This window comes from Paenibacillus aceris, assembly GCF_017874035.1.
Taxonomy (GTDB): domain Bacteria; phylum Bacillota; class Bacilli; order Paenibacillales; family NBRC-103111; genus Paenibacillus_E; species Paenibacillus_E aceris.
Map to the genome: position 1 here is coordinate 804,069 of NZ_JAGGKV010000001.1, position 20,952 is coordinate 825,020.

Annotated in this window: 17 protein-coding genes and 1 pseudogene; 4 read left to right on the forward strand and 14 right to left on the reverse strand. The window is 47.6% G+C overall.

What is annotated here, in order from left to right; all coding sequences use genetic code 11:
• Nucleotides 1-187: 187 nt before the first annotated feature.
• Complete coding sequence (locus tag J2Z65_RS03890; RefSeq protein ID WP_167063244.1) at nucleotides 188-460, forward strand: hypothetical protein; 273 nt, start codon at nucleotides 188-190, stop codon at nucleotides 458-460.
• A gap of 34 nt (nucleotides 461-494) precedes the next feature.
• Here the strand turns inward: J2Z65_RS03890 and J2Z65_RS03895 are convergent, their stop codons facing one another.
• The 6 genes from J2Z65_RS03895 to J2Z65_RS03920 are packed head-to-tail and all read right to left on the reverse strand — an operon-like array spanning nucleotide 495 to nucleotide 6,398.
• Complete coding sequence (locus J2Z65_RS03895) at nucleotides 495-1,466, reverse strand: ROK family protein (RefSeq protein WP_167063241.1); 972 nt, start codon at nucleotides 1,464-1,466, stop codon at nucleotides 495-497.
• Nucleotides 1,467-1,481: 15 nt separating this feature from the next.
• On the reverse strand, nucleotides 1,482-2,165 hold the full coding sequence (locus J2Z65_RS03900; protein ID WP_338111754.1) for an N-acetylmannosamine-6-phosphate 2-epimerase: 684 nt from the start codon (nucleotides 2,163-2,165) through the stop codon (nucleotides 1,482-1,484).
• Complete coding sequence (locus J2Z65_RS03905) at nucleotides 2,162-3,088, reverse strand: dihydrodipicolinate synthase family protein (protein WP_167063238.1); 927 nt, start codon at nucleotides 3,086-3,088, stop codon at nucleotides 2,162-2,164. Before J2Z65_RS03905 ends, J2Z65_RS03900 begins: the two co-directional genes overlap by 4 nt.
• Nucleotides 3,089-3,136: 48 nt before the next feature.
• Nucleotides 3,137-4,030, reverse strand: coding sequence for a carbohydrate ABC transporter permease (locus J2Z65_RS03910; protein ID WP_167063235.1), 894 nt, complete (start codon nucleotides 4,028-4,030; stop codon nucleotides 3,137-3,139).
• 9 nt (nucleotides 4,031-4,039) lie between these two features.
• Nucleotides 4,040-5,044: a carbohydrate ABC transporter permease gene (locus tag J2Z65_RS03915; protein ID WP_425326203.1), complete on the reverse strand. Its 1,005-nt coding sequence runs from the start codon at nucleotides 5,042-5,044 to the stop codon at nucleotides 4,040-4,042.
• Nucleotides 5,013-6,398, reverse strand: a complete 1,386-nt coding sequence (locus J2Z65_RS03920; RefSeq protein WP_167063232.1) for an ABC transporter substrate-binding protein — start codon at nucleotides 6,396-6,398, stop codon at nucleotides 5,013-5,015. The genes J2Z65_RS03915 and J2Z65_RS03920 overlap by 32 nt, the downstream gene beginning before the upstream one ends.
• Before the next feature lie 220 nt (nucleotides 6,399-6,618).
• Here J2Z65_RS03920 and J2Z65_RS03925 point away from each other — a divergent pair, with 220 nt between their 5' ends.
• Nucleotides 6,619-8,262 (forward strand): response regulator transcription factor, encoded by a 1,644-nt coding sequence (locus J2Z65_RS03925; protein ID WP_167063228.1) that lies wholly within the window; start codon nucleotides 6,619-6,621, stop codon nucleotides 8,260-8,262.
• The gene (locus tag J2Z65_RS03930; RefSeq protein ID WP_167063225.1) at nucleotides 8,263-10,071 is read left to right on the forward strand and encodes a cache domain-containing sensor histidine kinase; all 1,809 of its coding nucleotides are present in this window, start codon (nucleotides 8,263-8,265) and stop codon (nucleotides 10,069-10,071) included.
• Nucleotides 10,072-10,363: 292 nt separating this feature from the next.
• Here J2Z65_RS03930 and J2Z65_RS03935 read toward each other — a convergent pair whose 3' ends face one another.
• The 6 genes from J2Z65_RS03935 to J2Z65_RS03960 form a co-directional block, all read right to left on the reverse strand.
• Nucleotides 10,364-11,158, reverse strand: a complete 795-nt coding sequence (locus tag J2Z65_RS03935) for a sporulation protein (protein ID WP_167063222.1) — start codon at nucleotides 11,156-11,158, stop codon at nucleotides 10,364-10,366.
• Nucleotides 11,159-11,160: 2 nt separating this feature from the next.
• Nucleotides 11,161-11,919 (reverse strand): AAA family ATPase, encoded by a 759-nt coding sequence (locus J2Z65_RS03940; protein ID WP_167063219.1) that lies wholly within the window; start codon nucleotides 11,917-11,919, stop codon nucleotides 11,161-11,163.
• A gap of 22 nt (nucleotides 11,920-11,941) precedes the next feature.
• Nucleotides 11,942-12,424: a pentapeptide repeat-containing protein gene (locus J2Z65_RS03945; RefSeq protein ID WP_167063216.1), complete on the reverse strand. Its 483-nt coding sequence runs from the start codon at nucleotides 12,422-12,424 to the stop codon at nucleotides 11,942-11,944.
• 105 nt (nucleotides 12,425-12,529) lie between these two features.
• The gene (locus tag J2Z65_RS03950) at nucleotides 12,530-13,015 is read right to left on the reverse strand and encodes an RICIN domain-containing protein (protein ID WP_167063213.1); all 486 of its coding nucleotides are present in this window, start codon (nucleotides 13,013-13,015) and stop codon (nucleotides 12,530-12,532) included.
• An 88-nt stretch (nucleotides 13,016-13,103) separates the two neighbouring features.
• Complete coding sequence (locus J2Z65_RS03955; RefSeq protein ID WP_167063210.1) at nucleotides 13,104-14,027, reverse strand: EamA family transporter; 924 nt, start codon at nucleotides 14,025-14,027, stop codon at nucleotides 13,104-13,106.
• Complete coding sequence (locus tag J2Z65_RS03960; protein ID WP_167063207.1) at nucleotides 14,024-15,190, reverse strand: iron-containing alcohol dehydrogenase; 1,167 nt, start codon at nucleotides 15,188-15,190, stop codon at nucleotides 14,024-14,026. Before J2Z65_RS03960 ends, J2Z65_RS03955 begins: the two co-directional genes overlap by 4 nt.
• Nucleotides 15,191-15,319: 129 nt before the next feature.
• On the opposite strand from J2Z65_RS03960, the gene J2Z65_RS03965 reads away from it, so the two are divergent.
• Nucleotides 15,320-15,658, forward strand: coding sequence for a L,D-transpeptidase (locus J2Z65_RS03965; protein WP_167063204.1), 339 nt, complete (start codon nucleotides 15,320-15,322; stop codon nucleotides 15,656-15,658).
• A 66-nt stretch (nucleotides 15,659-15,724) separates the two neighbouring features.
• Here J2Z65_RS03965 and J2Z65_RS36055 read toward each other — a convergent pair whose 3' ends face one another.
• Both J2Z65_RS36055 and J2Z65_RS03970 read right to left on the reverse strand, forming a co-directional pair.
• Nucleotides 15,725-16,177 carry a sensor histidine kinase gene (locus J2Z65_RS36055; RefSeq protein WP_425326204.1) on the reverse strand — a complete coding sequence of 151 codons (453 nt, stop codon included), beginning with the start codon at nucleotides 16,175-16,177 and terminating at the stop codon, nucleotides 15,725-15,727.
• A 54-nt stretch (nucleotides 16,178-16,231) separates the two neighbouring features.
• Nucleotides 16,232-20,920, reverse strand: a pseudogene (locus J2Z65_RS03970) (AAA family ATPase); the annotation flags it as partial.
• Nucleotides 20,921-20,952: the final 32 nt, after the last annotated feature.

Here is a 20,952-nt window from a genome sequence, read left to right on the forward strand (position 1 = left end):
ACAGATTGAAGCTGGTTGTCCAAATCCGCAAGACGCCATTATTATCCGCCTGCTCGCCGAGGGCATTGAGGCTCATGAAATTGTTTATTTGAAAAAGAGCGCCTTAGACGCAAAAAAGCAACTACTTACGGTCACGGATGCCTTTGGGGCCAAAAGACATGTCCACATATCAAGAAGATGCGTCGAATTGTTTCAAACCGCTTTGGAACAAACCAAATATGTCGTGAATTGCGGCCATCCAACGAAACAAAAAATAGCCGATCTGCGGGCAAGCGACGATCTCATTAAAGTGAGCATGCACGACTTTATCGCGAATCGCTGCCTGATTACACAGATGGATTGCGTCATTTTACGAACGATCTATATGCGCCTCCGGCAGCTGGCAGAAATGTTCGCTACACCGGAGCTTACATATTTAACTACGATCAAGCTTGAGATTAAACAATTAGCACATGCATAAAATGGAAAAAGAGGCCCTCGGGCCTCTTTTTGTTTTACGATGACTCATCATACTCCCATACCTGCAAAGCAGCGCCAATCATCCCGCTCCAATTTCCGCGATAGGCCTTCTCAATCCTGACGCCATCATGCATGGAAGGCATGGTTCTGGCGGCCATTTCTCGCCTTATGCCATTCAGGAAACCGTCCCCCGCTTCAGCAACGCCGCCACCAATAATAATCAATTCGGGATTAAAGATATGAACAAGCGATGCCAAAGCCGAGCCAAGGACCGCTATCGTTTCCTCCATGACTTCGGCAGCCACCGGATCGCCGGACTGCCATCGCGAGAAAACCTCCCGCGAATCAATGGAAACTGGAGCCATACCCGCTGCAGCCAGCCTCTCGGTCATTCTTCGAGCAATGTTCGTGCCTGACGCATATTGCTCCAGGCAGCCTTTGCCTCCGCATAAGCAGGGCGTTCCGTTCCAATCGACCGAGAGATGGCCTAATTCCCCGCCTGCGCCCCAGCAGCCGTGTACAAGATGTCCATCAACAACAACGGCTCCGCCTACTCCTGTGCCCAGCGCCACGCACAGGAAATGATGAACCCCTTTGCCTGCGCCAAGGTGTTTCTCCGTCAAGGCCAGGACATTCACGTCATTGTCCACCGTGACGGGCAGCTGAAACTGCGCCTGCAGCAGCATCTTCAGCGGTGTTCCGGCATAGCCCGGAAGCAGCTCGGAGGCGGACCGGACTTGCCCGGCCGACCAGTCGATTTGACCCGCGCTGCCTACGCCGATGCCTTTATAGCGGAAACCGGGTTTGACCGCCTGAACCTCAGAGAGCAATTTCCGAATCGTCTGCGTTACTCGGTCTGCTGTGTTTAATTGCCCCGCCAGCGTAGGCAAACTGACCGTAAACAATACCTCCCCGAGCGAGCTGACCACGCCGGCATTCATCTTCGTGCCTCCGATGTCGACGCCGATTGCGTAATCCGAATCAGGATCAAATATGGCTGATTCCATGGATTCTCCCCTTGCCTATGTTCGGCTCATCGCCTTGATGTATCGGGCCGTAATCAATTGCGGCCGGGTAATCGCGCTGCCGACAACGACATTGGCCGCTCCGCAGTCCAGCGCTCTCGCAGCTTCTTCAGGCGTCCAGATCCGCCCTTCTGCGACAACCGGGATCTTGACGGCCTCGCTTAGCTGCTGCAGCAGCTCAAAATCCGGTTCATCCGACTGCCGGCTGTAGGAGGTATACCCTGAAAGCGTGGTGCCGATCAAATCCACGCCAAGGCGCTCTGCGGCAACTCCCTCTTCCAGCGTGGAAATATCCGCCATGACCGCTGCGCCCATCTTGTGCGCGAGGGCAATCATTGGTTTGACAGCTTCCAAACGGCCCTCACGATTCGTCACATCAAGTGCCACGATGTCTGCGCCAGCTAAGACGATTGCATTCACTTCATTCATCGTAGGCGTAATGAAGATCTCCAAGCCTGCGATTTCGCGTTTAATAAGGCCGATAACCGGCACGGACACTTCCTGTTTAATAGCCAAAATGTCGAACACGCCATTCGTCCGGATTCCGACCGCGCCTGCTTCCACAGCGGCTCTGGCCATTTTGGCCATCGTATCTCCGCCCCGCAGCGGTTCATGAGGAAGCGCCTGACAAGATACGATCAGGCCTCTTCCGGGGAACAGCTCGCTTGATCTCTGTGTCACAGTCCGGCTCCTTTCGCTTGCGCAGCAAAGCTTAAAATTCGCTCGTTCAACGCATGAATACGGGGTAAATCCGTTTCAGCAACCGGCAGCAGCGGCAGTCTCGGCTCACCTGTGTCATACCCACGCAGCTTCAGAATTGCTTTGCAAGCGCCGTACAAGGACGGAAATGACAATAACTCCACGATCAGTTCATTCACAATAAACTGCCATTTCAACGCGTCATCCATCCGTCCTTGCGCATAACATTTTTCAATGTGGAGGAAAAGCTCCGGCATAACCCCGTATGTACCGCCAATCCCACCATCTGCGCCAATGCTTCTTCCGGCCAAATACTGTTCATCCGGTCCGTTTAAAACGAGGAAATCTTCGCCTCCGGCCGCTTTGAACTGCTGAAGCTCGAACGTGCTCTCTGCGGAAATTTTGACGCCGATGACTTTTTCTTGAGCCGCCATTTTGGATAGCAGTCCTAGAGTTAACTGAAATCCCGTCGTTTGTGGGATATGGTAAATGATGAAAGGCAAATCCGTGCTATCGATGATCGCCTGCCAATGCGCCTCTACACTCGGTGCAGGCAAACGGTAATAGATCGCCGGGACGGCGGAAACCGCGTGCGCTCCGATTTTCTCCGCATGGATGGCAAGCTCCACGCTGTCTCGTGTGGCTGGAGCACCGACATGGGCGATGATTGTCAGCTCACTGCCCACTTCGCCAACAACAGCCTCGAGCATAAGCTTGCGCTCTGTCACGGATTGGAGCATTCCTTCGCCGGAACTCCCGCCTACGTACAATCCTTTGACGCCTGATTCGGCATAATACCTGGCTAATCGGCGAGCTGCTTCCAGATCAATTTCACCTGATGCGTTGTAACAGGAATACATGGCGATAGTAATCCCTTTAAATCTATATAAATTATAGGAATTCATAGTATATATACCTCCGGTTTTGTAGGCTTTTGATAGGTATTGCCTTATTTATCCTTTGACGGCACCCATCGTTATCCCCTGCGTAAATGCTTTCTGGAACACAAGGAAAATGGCAATCATAGGAACGGATGCCAGAGCGGCTCCTGCCATGAGGACGCCATAATTGGTCATAAATTCACTCTGTGTCGTCATCATAGATACGCCTAACGGCAATGTCATCATGGTAGTCGAGCGGATCATAATGAGTTGACTGAAGTAATCGTTCCAGGAAGCGATAAACGTGAAGATGGCAAGTGCCCCTAGAGCAGGCTTAAGCAAGGGTAAAATGATGGTGGAGAACAATCGGATCTCCGAACAGCCGTCCATTTTGGCCGCCTCAATCAACTCTCCTGGAATTGTCTGAGCGAACTGCTTCATCAAGAACACACCGAATGGCCAACCGATCGCCGGCAAAATAAGCCCATAATACGTATTAACCCATCCGAAATCTGCCAACATCGTAAATAGCGGAACAAGAATAACTTGTTTCGGCAGCGCCATCGCCGCTATAAACATCGTGAAAATAATTTTGCGCCCAGGGAAAAGCTTCTTGGCAAGCACATAGCCGGCTGTCGAAGAAACAAGACAAACTGCGATCATTTCTACAATAGAGATGATGAAACTGTTCAGCGTCCAACGCCAAATCGGATTCTTAAACAATTCCAGCCAATTGCTGAGCGTCGGTTTAAGCGGGAACCATTCCGGAGGGATCGCCGTGGCGACCGTCTGGATTTTGAATGCCCCCGTCATAATCCAATAAAAGGGAAAGATAAACACAATCGTAGAAATAATCAAAAGAACGGTCGATACCACTTTCGTGGGTGTCCATTTTCGTTTTATGCCGGCATGACGATGTTTTCTGACACTGCCGGGGTGTGCGTGCACATGCGCATTTGCTGTCATTGTGACCTCCTAGTACTCAACATCGCTGCCAAAATATTTGAACTGAATCGTAGATATGATTCCGATTACGATCGCCAACAAAATGCCCATTGCGGAAGCCAGTCCGAAATGCCCGAGTAAAAATGCTTGTTCATACACGCCATACATGACCGTTGATGTGCTGTAAACGGGACCGCCAGAGGTTAGCAACTGAATTAAAGCGAAACACTGAAAGGTGTTGATCGTCGTAATGACAATGACATAAAGATTCGTCGGCATCAGCATTGGCCACACGATTTTGATGAAAATTTGCCAAGGCGTAGCGCGATCAATTTCCGCTGCTTCAATATAAGAGGTAGGAATGTTGCCCAGTGAAGCGACATACAGGATGATCGGCTGTCCGACAGACGTTGTGATCAAAACGGCAATTATCGCAAGCAGCGCGGTTCTTGTATCGCCAAGCCAGGAAATCGGTTCGAAACCGAACAGTCCGATGATATAATTCAAAATTCCATAGTTCGGATGATAAATCCAGCCCCACACGACCGTAATACTGACAACCGACGATACGGCCGGCAAATAAAATACGCCACGGAAAAAAGATCTGGATAGCTCTTTCATTTTGTATATGTTGACGGCAACAAAGATGGAAAATACGATGACAATCGGAACCGCAATAACGACCAACAAAATCGTATTTCGCATGGATTTTAGAAAGGTTTCGTTATGCATCAAGGACACGTAGTTATCTAATCCAATAAAATCAAAAGTTCTTAGTGAATAATCAAAAAAACTAATATAAATTCCTTTTAGCATCGGATATGCGACAAAAATCAGAAAAAATCCAAACGCCGGAAGTAAAAAGAGATAGCTCATCAGCCAATCGCGCAGGACAATTTTTCTCGGTTTGCTAACCGTTGCCTCCATTTCCTTTTCCCCATTTCTCGTGTTTAGTGAAAGGAGCAGCGCCGCTTGCTGCGCTGCTCCTTCTGCCAACTGCTGCTTATTTTTGAACTTGCGCTTTGGCTTTGGCAATCGCCTCATTGGCTTTGGCCGCAAAGGAGTCCAACGCCTCTTTACCTGTTGCCGTTCCTGTTAACGCGCGCTGCAGCTCAGGGAACCAGAACGTACGAATTTCCGCATAGCCGTCAGCAATCGTCGGAGGATCCGTGATAAATTGACGCGCCAGATCCGCATATTTATACTCAGGGTCGTCATACAAGCCCGTTACAGATGTTCGTGCGGATAGACCGCCGGTCTGGATGACGTTCTTTTTGCCCCAAACGGGATCATTTACAACGAAATCAATAAATTTCTTGGAAGCTGCAATTTTGTCAGCATTGCCGTTGTTGAAAATGGCCAGTCCGCCAAGGAACGGCTCGAGCTTAGGCTTCGATCCATCCAGCGTTGGAAAAGGAAGCAGAACATCCTCAAATGGTACTTTTTTATTCGCAACGTTCTGTGCTTTCAATACCGGCGAATAGTTCAGGGTAAAGGCCAATTTACCTTGTAAAAATAAGTCATTGACGTCGGAAGCGGCCAGGGAAGCAGCTCCCGCTACGCTGATTTTATCTTTCGTCGCTTTGACAACCCAATCCAGCGCCTTACCGGCATTCTCGGTATTAATCGCAACTTTGGAATTGTCCTCGGATAGGAACCGGGAAACGCCCATGTTAGCCAAGTAAGCGCGAGTGCCTTGATCGCCTGCCGTGCTTTTCGCGAAGAAGCCGGTCGGAATCATTTCCGGCGCTTTGTCTTTTACAGCTTGCAGCGCTTTTTCATATTCCGCTACCGTCCAAGTTCTGTCCGGTCTGTTCAGCGGAAGCAAATCGAGTGCACCGATTTTCTCAAACACCGTTTTGTTGACAGCCATCATGAACGGGCCGGTGTTCAGCGGGTACATCACGATTTGATCGCCAACGGTCGATTGCTTCCAGAAAGCCGGAGCGATGTCATTCTTTACTTCAGGAGTAACCATATCGTTTAATGGCGCGAGCAGCTTCTTCTTGCCCCAGTCGATAATACGTCCGGGAGCGTCGTAAATGACGTCAGGCGCCGTGTTAGAGGCGATCGCAACATTTAGCTTCTGAGGTCCGCCATCGAAGGTAATCATCTCAAGATTGACTTTGATTTCAGGATATTTTTGATTAAATGCGGCAATGATTTGTTTCTCGTATTTGCCGACTTCACCGTCCAACGTCTGGAAGTTGGGGAAGTTCCACCAAGTAATCTCGACAGGCTTTACAGCCGCTTGCGTTGCTGCAGGCTTCGACGCATCCGGGGTTGCTGCCGGATTACTTTGCACCGAATTACTGGTACAGGCAACAAGTTGCGACCCTACCAGCGCGACGCCTAAAACTGTCAACAGCCCTTTTTTCATTGCTATCATCTAAGTACCCCCATTATTGTTTTAGGAACAAATGAGCTCGCTTTCATTCCTTGCTCTAAGCATAGAACATAAATTCCCATGACAAAATCCCACTGATTTTACTTCTATGGTCGTATTCTGACCTGTTTCATTTTCTACCTTTTTCAAACACGTTTTGTAGCGATTTTAGTATATAATCTAGGAAAAGAACAGAGCAGGCCATAATCTTTCGGGGGATTGCATGTATAAACTACTCATAGTCGAGGATGAACCACTCATTCGCACCGGTCTCAAGCACTATTTTAACTGGCAGGATCTTCATGTGTCCCATATCGTAGAAGCGGACAACGGGAAAAACGGCATAACGATGGCACTGCAGGAGCGGCCTCACCTCATTATCACGGATATCCGCATGCCGGAGATGGATGGGCTTGAGATGATTGAGCAATTGCGCGCTCAGCTCCCTGACACGGTTTTTGTCATTTTGACAGGATTTTACGAATTCGCCTATGCGCAGCAAGCCATACGTCTAGGGGGCGTGCACGCTTTTTTACTGAAACCGCTTGAATACGAAGAAAGCCTGGCAACGATCCAAAGCTGCATAAATGAGGTCATTTCTCAACAGAAGCAGCGTGAGACCCACACGGAATTGGTCCAAGAAAGCAAGCTGTTCAAAGGCAGCGAATGGGTTCAGCTTTTGCTTGAAGAATCCGATCTTGCGGTGACCGATGAGGGAAGACTGCGGCATCTTTATGAATTCCATAGCGACAACTACCGTTATCACCCTTTTGTTATCACGTGGCTGCCGATGAAATCAGCTTCCCCTCCTGCAAAGAACAGGATTAAGCAACTGTCCGCCACTTTGATTGGTCATGCAATTTCATCGCTTTACCAGGCTGACACGCCACGTCAAATTATTACTTATTTGTATAAAGCCAAAATATACGGTATTGCTATCCTGGATACTTCGTTTAGTTCGGTCAGCCAAGGGCTTACGCTTCAAGAATCAGAGCGCTTTATCAAGAAAGTCGGAGACGGGATTCAAACTTCCTTCTTTATGGCAATCGGGGCTTCAACGGACAAGTTGCCGGATCTCGGCCATCTGCTAAAGCAGGCAGATAAGGCATTATGGCAGCGGTATTACCAATCGGAGCGGCATCTGTTTCTCTTAGCCTCCGGCGAGACGGCACATCCAGGCAAACCATCCGCAATACGTTTGAGTGATCAGGATAAAACACAGCTCTATGCTGGTTTAGAAAACGCCAATGAGCAGGAGATCAAGCAACTCCTGCAGCGATTCGTGAAGGATAATCTAGAGCATTTGCCGCATACTGCACCTCAGCGCTGGATGGCCTTTTTGCAGGAATTAATCGGCGTTTGCATTCACTTTGCCAATAAAAATAGTTTACCTGTTGAAAGCGTCTACAGCGATAAATTGTTAAGTCTTGCCTTCGTGGATGATTTTCCTACGCTGGATGCCCTCTTCGACTGGCTGGGCGATTGGATGGTGCAGCTCGGAACGATATATCGGGACGGTTCGCTATCTGATCAGCAGCAGGACGTGCTCATTTTCGAACACATCGCTTCCTTCATCAAACAGAACATTGCCGAAGATGTGACGCTGCAAATGGTGGCCGATCGCTTTTTCTATAATCCTTCCTACTTAAGCCGCCTGTTCAAAAGAAAGCTGGACAAAAATTACATGCGCTTTGTCACGGAAATCCGAATCGCATACGCTCAGGAGCTCTTAAAGAAGCCGGACTATTTAATAACGGACGTCTGTACGATGTGCGGGTACAAGAGCTACAAACATTTTGTCAAAACCTTTGGAATTATCACCCAAATGACACCCACCGAATACCGAAAAAAATGGGGATGGTCCTAAATGTTGAAATGGAAACAACTGACTCGGCAAGTACGAATGAAACATGTCAATCATCAAATCTTTATGCTGATGATCTTGATTATTACGATACCCTTATTGATTATTTCCGTTATCATCTACTTATTTTCCATACAGGCCGTCAAAAATGAATACCAAAGCAGCTCCAACTTAATTCTTACGAATTTGTCCTTTAACATTGATCAGTACCTGCAGAGCATCGAAAAAGGTACGCTGAATGCACAGATGGACGGTCAGCTGCAAGGTGCGCTGGAGCAGTGGACATTAGCAGACGAAGACAGCGGAAACGATCAGATGATTGTGTATGGCAACATCATTGAGCATTTTATCAGTTCCATCGAAATGACGATCAAGAACGTGGATAGCGTTCAAATTTACTCGGGTTCCCGAATGTTCTACTCTTCGAATTTTAATCGTTCCGATTACGATGTGAAGGATTTTACGCATGAGGATTGGTATACTCAAACTCAGCAAAAAGCAGGCGGCATCGTACTTTTCGGCGCTCATCTTCCTTTTCATCGGGTGAATGCCAAAGAATCCGTCATTTCCATTGCGAGAGTCATCAACAAAGTCGGCAGCAAACAGCCCATCGGGGTCATGCTGATCGACATCCGCTTGGATTCTTTGCGGGAAATTTTGAAACTGTCTGAGAACCGCAAGCGCTCCTTTCTCATTATTGACGATAAGGGCGGGATCATTTACAACTCAGACCGCAGCCAAGCCATGACCCATCTATCGGCGACACTGAAAGAGCAAGCCATTCAATCCGTCCTAGCGGATGAATCGGGAAGCTTTTATGCCAACTTTTCAGGCGTCGATTCGTATATCAACTTTGTTACTTCTTCCTACTCCGGCTGGAAAGTTATTCAATACATCGATGAGAAGGAAATGACCAAGCAAGCCGATATTTTGATCAAAATTGTTCTGACCTTAGCGTTCCTCTCGCTAGGCACAGCGCTGCTCTTCATGTTCATCCTGTCGGCGCGGGTGACCAAACCGATCATTCTGCTCAGCAGGCAGGTTAAGTTGGTCGGGCTAGGGAAATTCGACGTCGATTTAAGCAGCGACAGGCAGGATGAATTCGGCGTGCTTTACCAGGGAATCCGTAAAATGGTGGAAGACCTGCAAAGCTATATCGAGCGTTCCGCAACGGCAAAAGTACAGCAAAAAATAGCTCAATTCGGTGCTCTAAAAAGCCAAATTAATCCCCATTTTCTAGCCAATGTACTCGAATCCATACAAATGAAAGCCGTCATTAACGGACAGCGGGATATCAGTGAAATGGTCGGCATGATCGGCCGTTTGTTCCGCATACATATCCAGACCGGAAAAGAGACGGTGACACTTCGTGAAGAGCTCGAGCATATCCGCTTATATGTGAAAATCCAGCAGCTTCGCTTCGGCGACAAAATTCAATATACCGAGCGGCTTGCGGAGGACAGCACCGAGCTGCAGGTCATTCATTTCTCCCTCCAGCCCCTCATCGAAAATGCGATCGTTCACGGGTTGGAACGGTTAAATGGACCTGGTTTACTTGAAGTGTCTACCGTAAAATCCGGAAATGATATGCTCATCATGATCAAAGACAATGGCGTGGGCATGGACGAAGAGAAGCTTCAGCACTTGCAGTTAAGGCTCGCCCAGTCTTCCAACACGTTAGACGAAGCCCATATCGGAATCAAAAACGTTCATGATCGGATCTGTTTCTATTTCGGGGAGCAGTACGGCCTTACGTTGTACAGCCAATTAGGAGAAGGTACGACCGTGATCATTCGCCTTCCGATGAAATAAACGGCATCCCCCTATTAAGAGGTGCGCCTCTAAAAGCAGCAAATCCTAATCTAGGAACTCTAGGACACTATATAGGCAGAAAGCATGGATTCAGGGGCGATAGTGGAACTACAGGGGCTTATTTCCAAGAAATGAGCTGAATTAACCAGAAAACAGCATGATAGCGCCCTGTAGTTCCCTCAGGCTCGCTATATTGACACTTTTCCCTATATTAGCGGATTGACGTTCCCTTAATAGATATGAAAAAAACCTTCTTCCCCGTTGAAAACGGGCGAAGAAGGTTTTTTCGACTCTACACATCCAGTAAATCGTCAAAGATGCCTCTGAACTGATGCGCTACTGATTCAGCGCCTTCCTCCAGCTCTTCCCTGCTGAAAAAATAGCGGTGATGGGATTCATCCGTGTCCAGTAAATCGGATAACAGCCCGCCGAAGCCGCGCGTTCTGCGATCAAATTCCAGGAGGACTTCTACTCCCTCCTCATTCGGGTAGAAAACAAGCTCCAACTCGTCCACCGAGCTGCGATATTCTCCATTTTGATAAGGGACGAACTCAAAGTTTTGAATAAATGGCAAATGATAATTACGCTGCGGATAATATTCATTCTCCGCTTTATGCAAATGAAAGCCAAGCTCTTCCAGCGCTTCAAAAATAACCGCCGTGTGCGGGTGAGCCAGCACTTCGATATTGTCACGGTCAGATGGATCAACCGCGTTATCAACATCTAGTCCTGTACGAATCCAAATCGGACTCACGCCAATAGAAATCGGAGTTTCATGCGGCAGCACGAAATGAAAAGGAATTTCAATCGTTTCGCCTGGCGCAAAAACAAGACTTTCTCCCAGCAGAATATTGGCTAACACAACGGTTTCTCTGTGCATGCGATTCGAATCGTTCTGAGCTGGTTTGAGGTATTCCGTCATGATTTGGAAGTAGATTTTGTCCACTTTTTGCTCGACACTGCCGCCTTTGGCAATGACGACGCCTTCTACCAACTCGCCCGGAACGAATTCCTCCGTATGGAACTGCGTATCGATATCAATGTTCCCGATCCCGACTTTTGCCATCATTTTCTTGAAAAATGACATGACTAATCCCTCTCCTCATCCTGATCAAAAAGAGCTCGAAAATACCGCTCCCGATGATTCAAAAAATCTCTCGTTAAATTGAAATGATCCGTATCTTCATACGCGATAGGCTCGATCGAGGTTTCAGTGAACTGCAAAATTTGCGCGTCCGGATAGGCCATAATGATTGGAGAATGCGTCGCAATGATAAATTGCGCTTGACCCGACTTCTCCAATTCTCGAATGATACTCAGGAATGCCAATTGATTCTGCGGCGATAGCGCCGATTCCGGCTCATCCAGGAGGTACAGGCCCTTGCGGTCTAACCGATTTTGGAAGAAAGTTAAAAAAGCTTGGCCATGCGACTGCTCATTTAAAGATTTCCCTCCGTATGGGGCGTAGGCTGTATGCCCGATATAGGGATCCTTCGCCAATTCATCGATATAACCGGCAAACGTATCGAAGGTCTCCGCACGAAAAAAGAGTCCGTGGCTTACTTTGGGGAGCCAGGATAATTTCATGATATTCGCTAGCGATTCGTTATCTTTTTCTTTCTTAATCGTTAAATCTCTGCCGCCAACCACGCTAAATCCGCAGGAAACGCCGATCGCCTCCAACAGTGTCGACTTGCCCGAACCATTATTTCCGATAAAAAAAGTAACATTGGATCGAAATCTGTATTCGTTGAAGTGTTGAATGGCCTTAATGCTAAAAGGAAATTGTTCTTTATCCGCTTCGGACAGCTCGGACCAGTCCAAGGCAATTCGCTGCAAGAATGGCATATGGCCTCCTATTGCCGATGGCTTATTTGCTTGAAGAATAGTGCTTGAGTAAATCCTCTACGAGTATGCCATTGATTTTCAAGCCTTTCATCTTGCAATCTGTAAGCTCGGCACCTGTCAAATCACAGTTGGCAAGCCTTGTATTGGATAGATTACAATTCGTAAAACTTACTGGCGAGTAGGAACCATCCTCCTGAAAATTAGCGTCACCCTCTTGAGGCAGGACAATATTCGTGAAGGATGTCCCAAAAAGATGAACGGAATCAATCTGAGCGTTACTGAAGTTTGCATGCTGAATGGTCGAGTTTGATAGGTTTGCATTCGTAATCTTTGATTGATGCATATTGATATCATCCAGTACAATTCCACTCATATTCGCATTATGAATACTTGTGTTTGCAAGATTCACATTCTCAAAAATGAGATTCTCCGCTTTCACTTTTTCAAACTTCGAACCGGTGATATCCGCCATTTGCAAATCCAATCGTTCCATTTTCAAGTTCATATTCTCCAGCCTCACTTTTCCAATGTGGTCGAATAAAATCCCAAATACTGCTTATTTCAATTCTTCGGGCACCTTATTGATTCCTGCCGAGATAGCCGCTGTCACCTATTCAACCTTCAACAATCGCCATTGTTGGTTTTTGCCGCCATTGTCCGTATACTGAATGGCTGCGCCGCCATTGGCTTTGGAGCCGCCTGAAATGTCGATAATCTTTCCAGTAGCCCGATTTTTCAACTTAAAATTCCCGCCACCGCTATCAACTACTTGCCAATGCTGGCTGGTCCAGCCGCCGTCAGACCACTGCTCAATCACAGCACCGTCAGCGGTTGAGCCGTTCTCCACGCCGATTATTTTACCGCTTCCCCGATTTTGGATTTTGTAATAGCCGCTTCCGGCGCTAACGAATTGCCACTGCTGACTGTACCAGCCGCTATCGGTATACTGCTCCAGATCATCCCCGTTCGCCGTGCCTTGATTCAAGACATTAAGCGCTTTTCCTCCGTTGCGGTTCTCCAGAATGTAGTAAGCATTCGTTTTGCCTCTACCATATAAGATTCCGGAGCGTCTTTTCCACTGTATAATCCCGCACAACTATGAACTTTTCATACTTTTTCAAGTGAACTTTCCGCATAACAAAAAGGTGAACTCCCCATCGTCACGATGCAGAGTCCACCTGATACTAGTTCATTCCCAATTGTTGCTTCCGTCTCCAAAGCTTCATGATTTCAGGCAGTGCAATACCGAACATTGTAACCATCACGCCTACCCATTGAAGCGCATTGACGGTTTCATGCAGAACAACGAATGACATGATGACTGCTGTCGGCAATTCCGCCGCACCCATGATGGTCGCGATTCCTCCACCGATCCGAGGAACGCCGATAGCGAAAAACAATGGCGGTATAACGACCCCGAAGAAGGCAAGCAGAAGCGCCCACGGCAGCAACTCTTCATGCAAAGAGCCATTAAACAGAAAATGTGGCGGATACAGCAGCATCACCAGTATCAACGAGCCCGATTGCATAATTGCGCTGCGCGTAATTGGTGCAAGTGTACTGGAAACTTTGCCGCTAAACATAATGAAAAGCGCATAGGTCAGCGCAGAGAGGAGCCCTAGACCAATACCAATCCACGACGGGGCTTCTTGGCCTCCCTGCAAATACCCGCTAGCCATAATGATTCCGACGAATAAAATGCAGAGCGAAAATATTTTATCTTTCCCTGGACGTTTCCTCTCCGTTATTGCCTCAAGCAGAATACCGATCCATGTAAATTGAAACAAAAGGATAATGGCAAAGGAAGCCGAGATATATTGCAAAGCTGCATAATAAAAAATACCGGTTAACCCCGAGGTCGTTCCAACCGCCATGAGCGACAAAGCTTGCCGCGGCGTTACTTTATTCTTCACAGCCTGTGGGGAGCCGTCTCGCTTGGATTTGGCTGCAACGAAAACCATCGTCCAAATCATCAGCACGCCAAACAAGTTTTGGCTGCCAACAACTTCTCCCACGTGGAAGCCCGATTCATAAGCTTTTTTGACAAATGTGGATAACAAGCCAAAGCTGCAGGCACCAGCCAACACGAACAAATAATATTTCATCATAGGGATCGCGTCAAAATATCTCTGACTGTGTCTCGAGTCATAATTTTGTAATTCCCCACTTGGTCCTTCATGAAAGACTTATGAATTAATTCCTCAAGTCTGGCATCATTAATGCCATAATCCGCTAAACAATTCGGTGCGCCTAGCGAATTCCAGAAATGACGCAGCGCATCTATGCCTTCGCAAGCAATTTCGTAATCGGTTTTGCCTGCTGGATCAACGCCGAAAACAGCCACCGCCAACTTTTTCATTCGTGACGGGTCATCTTCTGCACAATGTCTCATCCAGTTCGGATAAACAATGGCGAGCCCCCCGCCATGCGGAATATCATAGACCGCAGACAAGCCGTGTTCGATCTGATGCGATGCCCAGTCTCCACCGTCCGTGCCGCTTGAAAGAAGCCCGTTGAAGGCGGTTGTTCCCGCATACATAATTGTTGCTCTATGTTCATAGCTGTGCAAGTTCTCAAGCAATTTAGGGGCGGCTTCCATGACCGTCAAGAGGACAGACTCCATGAAACGATCCATCATTGGCGTATTTTCCGTGAGGTGGAAATACTGCTCAAGCACATGCGACATCATATCGACGATGCCATAAACCGTTTGATCCAAAGGCACCGAGTACGTGTATTCCGGGTCCAAAATAGAGAAAGCAGGGTATGCTAAGGGACTGCTCCAACCGCGTTTCTCATTTTTCTCCCAATGCGTGATCACGGAAATATTGTTCATCTCCGAGCCTGTAGCCGCCAGTGTCAGTACTGTACCGAACGGCAGCGCTTTAGTTGGGAGTGCCTTGCGCGTAATGATGTCCCAAACATCGCCCTCATAATAAACACCAATCGAAATCGCTTTGGCACAGTCAATCACACTGCCTCCGCCAACAGCAAGAATAAGATCAATGTTGTGCTCCCGGCAGAGGATAATCCCCTTCTTCACGGTTGTAAGCCGCGGATTTGGCTCAACGCCTGACATTTCAAACACTTCCGCTTGCATATGGTCAAGCTGCTGTTTAACAGCCTCGTAGACGCCATTTTTTTTGATGCTCCCGCCGCCAAATACGAGCAATACTTTTTTGCCCGGAGTTCCAAGCTCATGAGCCAGTTGCTCGATTTGCCCTTGTCCAAACCATAATTTGGTCGGATTGAATTGTAAAAAAGATTGCATGTTTGTACTCCCTTGGATGACTGATATCTAACTACAGCAGTATACCACAAGTCCGTTTTAAATTCGAAAAAAAGAACCGCCCTGTTCTTTTCGGGATTACCCACATAGGATAGACCGAGGTGAAAATCCATGCCCAAGTACCGCATCATCATCGACCTGTCCGATTTCCAATTATATTTGCTCGATGTAAATCGCGTCGTGCGAGGTTTTCCTGTAGGGATCGGCCGAATGGTAACCAAAACACCCACAGGCGAGTTTACCATTATTAATAAACAACCCAATCCCGGCGGTCCTTTCGGCGTTTTCTGGATGGGGTTAAGCAAGCCGCATTATGGCATTCACGGCACAAACGATCCCTCATCCATAGGCAAGTTAACCTCTCACGGATGCATCCGAATGTATAACGAGGATGTGCTTGAGCTGGCTGCACTCGTGCCCATCCACACCCGTGTGACCATTCGGCCATAGCAAAAAAGACTGTCCCCTCAAGTAGATTTCTCTGCTTAGGGACAGCCTTTTTTGATTTACGGATCATTAAATTCGATGCACGGGCAATGAGAACGAAATGCTGCAGCCTTTGCCTAGGCGGCTTTCGGCCCAAATTTGCCCGCCATGGTACTGGACAATCTCTTTGGCAATGGCCAGACCAAGTCCGCTGCCACCCGATGTACTGCGGGATTTGGACACTTTGTAAAATCTTTCGAAAATATGTGGCAAATCCTCTTCACTTATCCCCACGCCAGTATCGGAAACTCGGATCACAAGCTCGCGGGGATCGCCTTTGATTTCTGCTCGCACATGAATAAATCCGCCTCTTGCTGAAAACTTTATCGCATTGTAAATAATATTCGCGTACACCTGCTCAATACGATCTGCATCTACGGTTAACAACATTTCTTCGCCTTCCGACAGTGCCATATCCAGCGTATAGGTGATGCCTGCGTTGGTGCAATCCAGCTCGTATTTGGCAAACAATTGGCGCACCATGGTCTGACAGGAAGTAGGCGCAAGTTGAAAATGGAACTGCTTGGTTTCCAAGCGACTCAGCTGGTAGAGATCGGTAATCAACCGTTGAATACCGACAATCCGCATATGAACGACCGAAAGATACTTTCTTTGTTCTTCCGGCTCCTGAATAACTCCGTCCAGAATTGCTTCTACATAACCCTGAATGGACGTAAGCGGCGTACCCAAATCATGCGAAATATTCGACAGCAGATCGCGTCGCGACGTCTCCATGAGGATTAATTCATTTGTCCGCTCTTTGACTTTTGACTCCAAATCATTGTAAAGTCTGGCATTCTCAATCGAAATTGCCGCCTGCGCGGACAACAGTTTGATAATATCAAGACGGTCCGACGTAAAGGCATTGCGAATCAAATTATTTTCAAGATAAAAGACGCCGACTAAATTGCCCTGGTGCAGGATAGGCTCACAAAAGATCGACTTGCCCTCGGCTGCCTGAATATAAGGATCATGCGTGAAAATGCCTTTGTTCGCCGCATCATCCAAAACAACGCCTTCCTTGGTTCTGGCAACGAATTGGATCACAGCAGCCGGAAGATCTTCTCTCGTTTCTAGGGCTACCGAACTGACGGTACATGAATCTTTTCCATCAGTCGCCAGCATTTCAGCCTCAACGTACAAGCTGTCCTTCTCCTTAAGAACGAGGATGCTTCGCTCCGCGCCTGAGGAGTACGTAACAATTTCCATCAACCGCTTGATCAGCTGCTCCAAGTTGACTTCGCTGGATAAGGACCTGGACGTATTCATAATCGTCATAAAATCCAACGCCTGCAGCGAGTAGTCGCTAATATTCGTCGTGCTCCAGTCCTGCTGTTCTTTCAGTGAGGTCAAGTAGTTCGGATATCTTAGCTTTAACTCATCGGCCTTAGCTTTTGCTCCCCAGCTTAAGTAACCATAGTACGCATCAATGAAGTAGGTTTTGGCAATCTTCTCGCGGCCTGCGTCTTTATACATCCTGCCCGCCAGCTCGCAGGCAATCGCTTCATGTTGAATAAAGCCCTGCTCTCTTGCTTGCCGGATGGACAATTCGTAGCCCTGCTCCGCTTTCTGGTAATCCCCTGTGACACGGCTCCACTCGGCGCGCATTAAGGAGCTGAGGTGTGAGAAGTTTTCCGGACCGTGGGATGCCCACTTGTCCATTTTGCGCAGCATTTTGCCCATTTGCTTGGCGTATAACCGCTGCTCATAATTCGAGGCGTCCTTATACATGGCGGCAATCGACAGAGCATGGTAGAAATAGTTCTCAGGGATGTGGAACAGGCCGAAAGATACGGACTGCATCGGTTCTGCTTCTTTGGCAGTCCTCAGAGCAGCCTCGTATTGACCGAATAAATAATACAGCATTATCTTTTTAACCTTATACTCATGTAAAATAACTTGATTGGGGTGGATTTCCAGCTTCCGGACAAAACGTTCTTCCTGTTCCTCATCCGTTCCTATAATGAGAGGATTGCCTGCCTTCCCTTCCAAATTCTGAATCACCATGCGCAGCATTTCCAGCATCAACAGCGTGTCATGATGGTTCGTCTGTTCCAGGATGCGGTAGTTTTTGTTGAGATCCTCTTGCACGTCTGGGAGCGGCACACCTTGAAAATCTTTTGCCAGTACCTGATACGTAAGCGCGTAACCTGCGAAAACGAGGTCCCCGTCTTCGATTCCGCTTTTGAATGACTCTTTCAAATGCTCTAAACAAACCTGCAGCGGTTTCACCCAAGGCGTGACGAACAATCCAAAGGAAAAGTGGCTTTTGCTGCGGTATTGATGGGATTGGAAGCGATCATTCAATCTGTCGCCTAACTGCCCATACTGATAGCCAAGCTGATAATCCCCGAAACCTGAGCCTAGGATTAATCCATAAGAGCCATATACGTAGGACATAACCGGTGTATTGCCGTATTTCAACGCATGTTTGGTCATAATGAACATGAATAGAACGAATAAATTCGTATTTACGAAATATGCCGAGACGGCGATGCTCATCATCAAGTTCATTAATTTGAACCGGTATTCATCTTCCATGATCGGCAAATCGTACAGCTGAAGCGTATTTTTGCGTCCAATCTTTGTTTTAAGGTTCATATAGGCCAGAAATATATTCAGACTGGTTGGCTCACTTGGAATGCGCAGCCCTTGCTCAGCTAAAGCCTTCAAGCCAACTTCAACGCTTTTGCGCTGCTTCCCCACATTGGTATATAAAATCACCTGCAAGTTATAAACTTCCAGCTTCAACTCGTTCGTACGCGCATCCAGGAGCAATTGCTCATAGGAAGTCTCGGCCTCATCCGCCTGGCCGTTCAAATATAGTACCTCGGACTTCTCAAGCCGAATAGAGAAGCTAAGATCCGCCATCTCCTTATCCTCTACCAGCTTCAGCAATGCTAAAGCCTTATTGTAATATTGGAGTGCAGAACGATACGCATTCGAGGATTTGGCTTTACGGCCTGCCCGGAGGTTAAACTCCAGCAGCTCTATAATCTCCTGACGTTCATCTAACAAGCCAGAACCAATATTCATATGATTCACAATATCGAACATGCGCTGTTCAATTTGTGCTTCGGGCAAAAAACCTAACAGCTTGCGCGCAATATGCAAATGTGTCTCCGGCAGATTAGACAGTTCGATCGAACCATACACAGCTTCTTGAATGGAATCATGGACGAACATGAAGCGGATGTCTTGTGCCGCTGAATTGCCCTGCATATCCGTGTAAAATTTATAATCCGTGCCGACCGGGATGATAAGGCCTGTTTGAATGGCAACCTCCAGCTCCTGCAGAACATCTGCAAATGATGTCATCGCAATAATGCCAAGGGCCTCAAGGTCAAAGGTCGCTCCTAAGCAAGCCGCCTGCCGCAATAAATTTTGCGTTCTTGACGGCATGCGCAGCAGCTTTTCTGCTAGGAGGAACATGAGATTGTCCGTAATTCGGAGCTTCTGAATTTCATTCATATCCCAAATCCAGCGATTCGCTTCGTAGCTGTAAACGAGCAAATTTTGCTCATACAATGCCGTTAGGAATTGCTTGACGAAAAAAGGATTGCCTCCTGTTTTTTGCAAAACAAGCTGTGCCAAGTCGGAAACCTGCTGCTGCTCCGTCTTGAGCGACTCGGCAACCAGCTGCTTGACGTCAGAGATTTCCAAAGCCTTCAGGATGATGCGTTCCGCAACAAGCCGCTCCGGCAGCTTATCCAATAATTGGACATGCGTGGAGGATAACCAATTTGAATCATACTCACTGCGGTATGAGCCAATAAAGAGGAAGTGCCGCATTTGCGAATCGTTTAAAAGCAGATCGATAAACTGCAAAGATGCCGCATCCGCCCACTGCAAATCATCGAGAAACAGGACGATCGGCCTTTCTTTTGTGCAAAAGATGAGCAGGAACTGCTGCAATAAGAAATGCAACCGATTCTGGGTTTCCTGCGGCGGAAGCTGCTTCGCGTTAGGCTGCTCCCCGATCAGCAGATCGAGCTCCGGAATGAGATCGGTCAATACTTTGCCGCTTGTTCCCAGCACTTTGAGCAATCGTCCACGGTATTCTTCAATTTGCTGATCCTTTTCCGTCAAAAGTTGACGCACGAGCTGCCGCAGCGCTCTGGATAGCGCATGATAGGAGACATGCTGCTTGCCGGGCTCAAAGCGTCCCGATAAGAACCAAGTATTATCCTTCATAACCGTCTTCATCGTCTCTGCGATGAGAAACGATTTGCCGTAACCGGACTCCCCTGTAACCCAAACGGCTTCCAATGAGCCATGCACAGCACGCGCATATACATGAAGCAACCGGTCAATTTCCTGGGTTCGCCCATACAAACCTTGAGGAATCTGAAACATATCCGTCATATCGTAGAGACCGATGGTGAAGTCTTGGAGATCATCCGGCGCGTTAGCCATCATGAGACAATGCTCGAGGTCCTGGATGATACCGTAGGCACTTTGATAGCGGTCTTCCGCATTTTTAGCGAGAAGCTTCATCACAATATCCGAGAGCGGCTTCGGAATGTCCATCCTGATGTTATCCGGAGGAATCGGAGTTACAGCAAAATGACAGTGAATGAGTTCCACGGGATCCTCCGTTTGGAAGGGAAGCCGACCTGTGAGCATTTCGTAAAAAGTAACCCCAAGCGAATAATAGTCCGAGCGATAATCGATAATCCGATTCATTCGGCCTGTTTGTTCAGGGGACATGTAGCTTAGTGTTCCCTCCAGCAGCAGCGGGTCTAACATTTCTTGACGTTCTCGCGTAAAAGAGGAAATACTAAAATCCGCCAGCTTCATAATCTTTTTATCAGGATTAATAATGATGTTGCTTGGCTTAATATCTTTATGTATAACGTATCGCTGATGAATATCCCCGATAATTTTGACTAATTGAATCGCTGCGGTTAGAAAAGATTGAAGAGACTGACGAAAGACTGGGAAGAAAGCCGACAACGTATCGCCGTCAAAATCCTCCAAGACGAGCGCGACGCTGTTCTGATACTTAGGCAGCCCCAGCGGTTTCACGATACCGGAAATGTCTAGCACTTTGCCAATTTCATACTCGCGTTTCAATCGTGCCACATCCGCAGAAACCGGAAAGTCTGACCGCAGAGTCTTAATAATTACTTTTTCCATAGTCGGCCTATGGATGGCACGGAAGAGCACGGTCCGGTCGCCCTGATAAATCTGTCTGATCAATTCATATTCCGGCAAAATTAACATAAAATCCTCCTAGTAATCCTTGCTGCCAGATA

Coding starts and splice junctions, on each gene's coding strand:
- J2Z65_RS03965 (WP_167063204.1), top strand. CDS start 15,320: ATGCCCAAGTACCGCATCATCATCGACCTGTCCGATTTCCAATTATAT.
- J2Z65_RS03895 (WP_167063241.1), bottom strand. CDS start 1,466: ATGGAATCAGCCATATTTGATCCTGATTCGGATTACGCAATCGGCGTC.
- J2Z65_RS03940 (WP_167063219.1), bottom strand. CDS start 11,919: ATGCCATTCTTGCAGCGAATTGCCTTGGACTGGTCCGAGCTGTCCGAA.
- J2Z65_RS03955 (WP_167063210.1), bottom strand. CDS start 14,027: ATGATGAAATATTATTTGTTCGTGTTGGCTGGTGCCTGCAGCTTTGGC.
- J2Z65_RS03925 (WP_167063228.1), top strand. CDS start 6,619: ATGTATAAACTACTCATAGTCGAGGATGAACCACTCATTCGCACCGGT.
- J2Z65_RS03910 (WP_167063235.1), bottom strand. CDS start 4,030: ATGACAGCAAATGCGCATGTGCACGCACACCCCGGCAGTGTCAGAAAA.
- J2Z65_RS36055 (WP_425326204.1), bottom strand. CDS start 16,177: ATGGTGCGCCAATTGTTTGCCAAATACGAGCTGGATTGCACCAACGCA.
- J2Z65_RS03945 (WP_167063216.1), bottom strand. CDS start 12,424: ATGAACTTGAAAATGGAACGATTGGATTTGCAAATGGCGGATATCACC.
- J2Z65_RS03905 (WP_167063238.1), bottom strand. CDS start 3,088: ATGAATTCCTATAATTTATATAGATTTAAAGGGATTACTATCGCCATG.
- J2Z65_RS03960 (WP_167063207.1), bottom strand. CDS start 15,190: ATGCAATCTTTTTTACAATTCAATCCGACCAAATTATGGTTTGGACAA.
- J2Z65_RS03920 (WP_167063232.1), bottom strand. CDS start 6,398: ATGATAGCAATGAAAAAAGGGCTGTTGACAGTTTTAGGCGTCGCGCTG.
- J2Z65_RS03935 (WP_167063222.1), bottom strand. CDS start 11,158: ATGTCATTTTTCAAGAAAATGATGGCAAAAGTCGGGATCGGGAACATT.
- J2Z65_RS03930 (WP_167063225.1), top strand. CDS start 8,263: ATGTTGAAATGGAAACAACTGACTCGGCAAGTACGAATGAAACATGTC.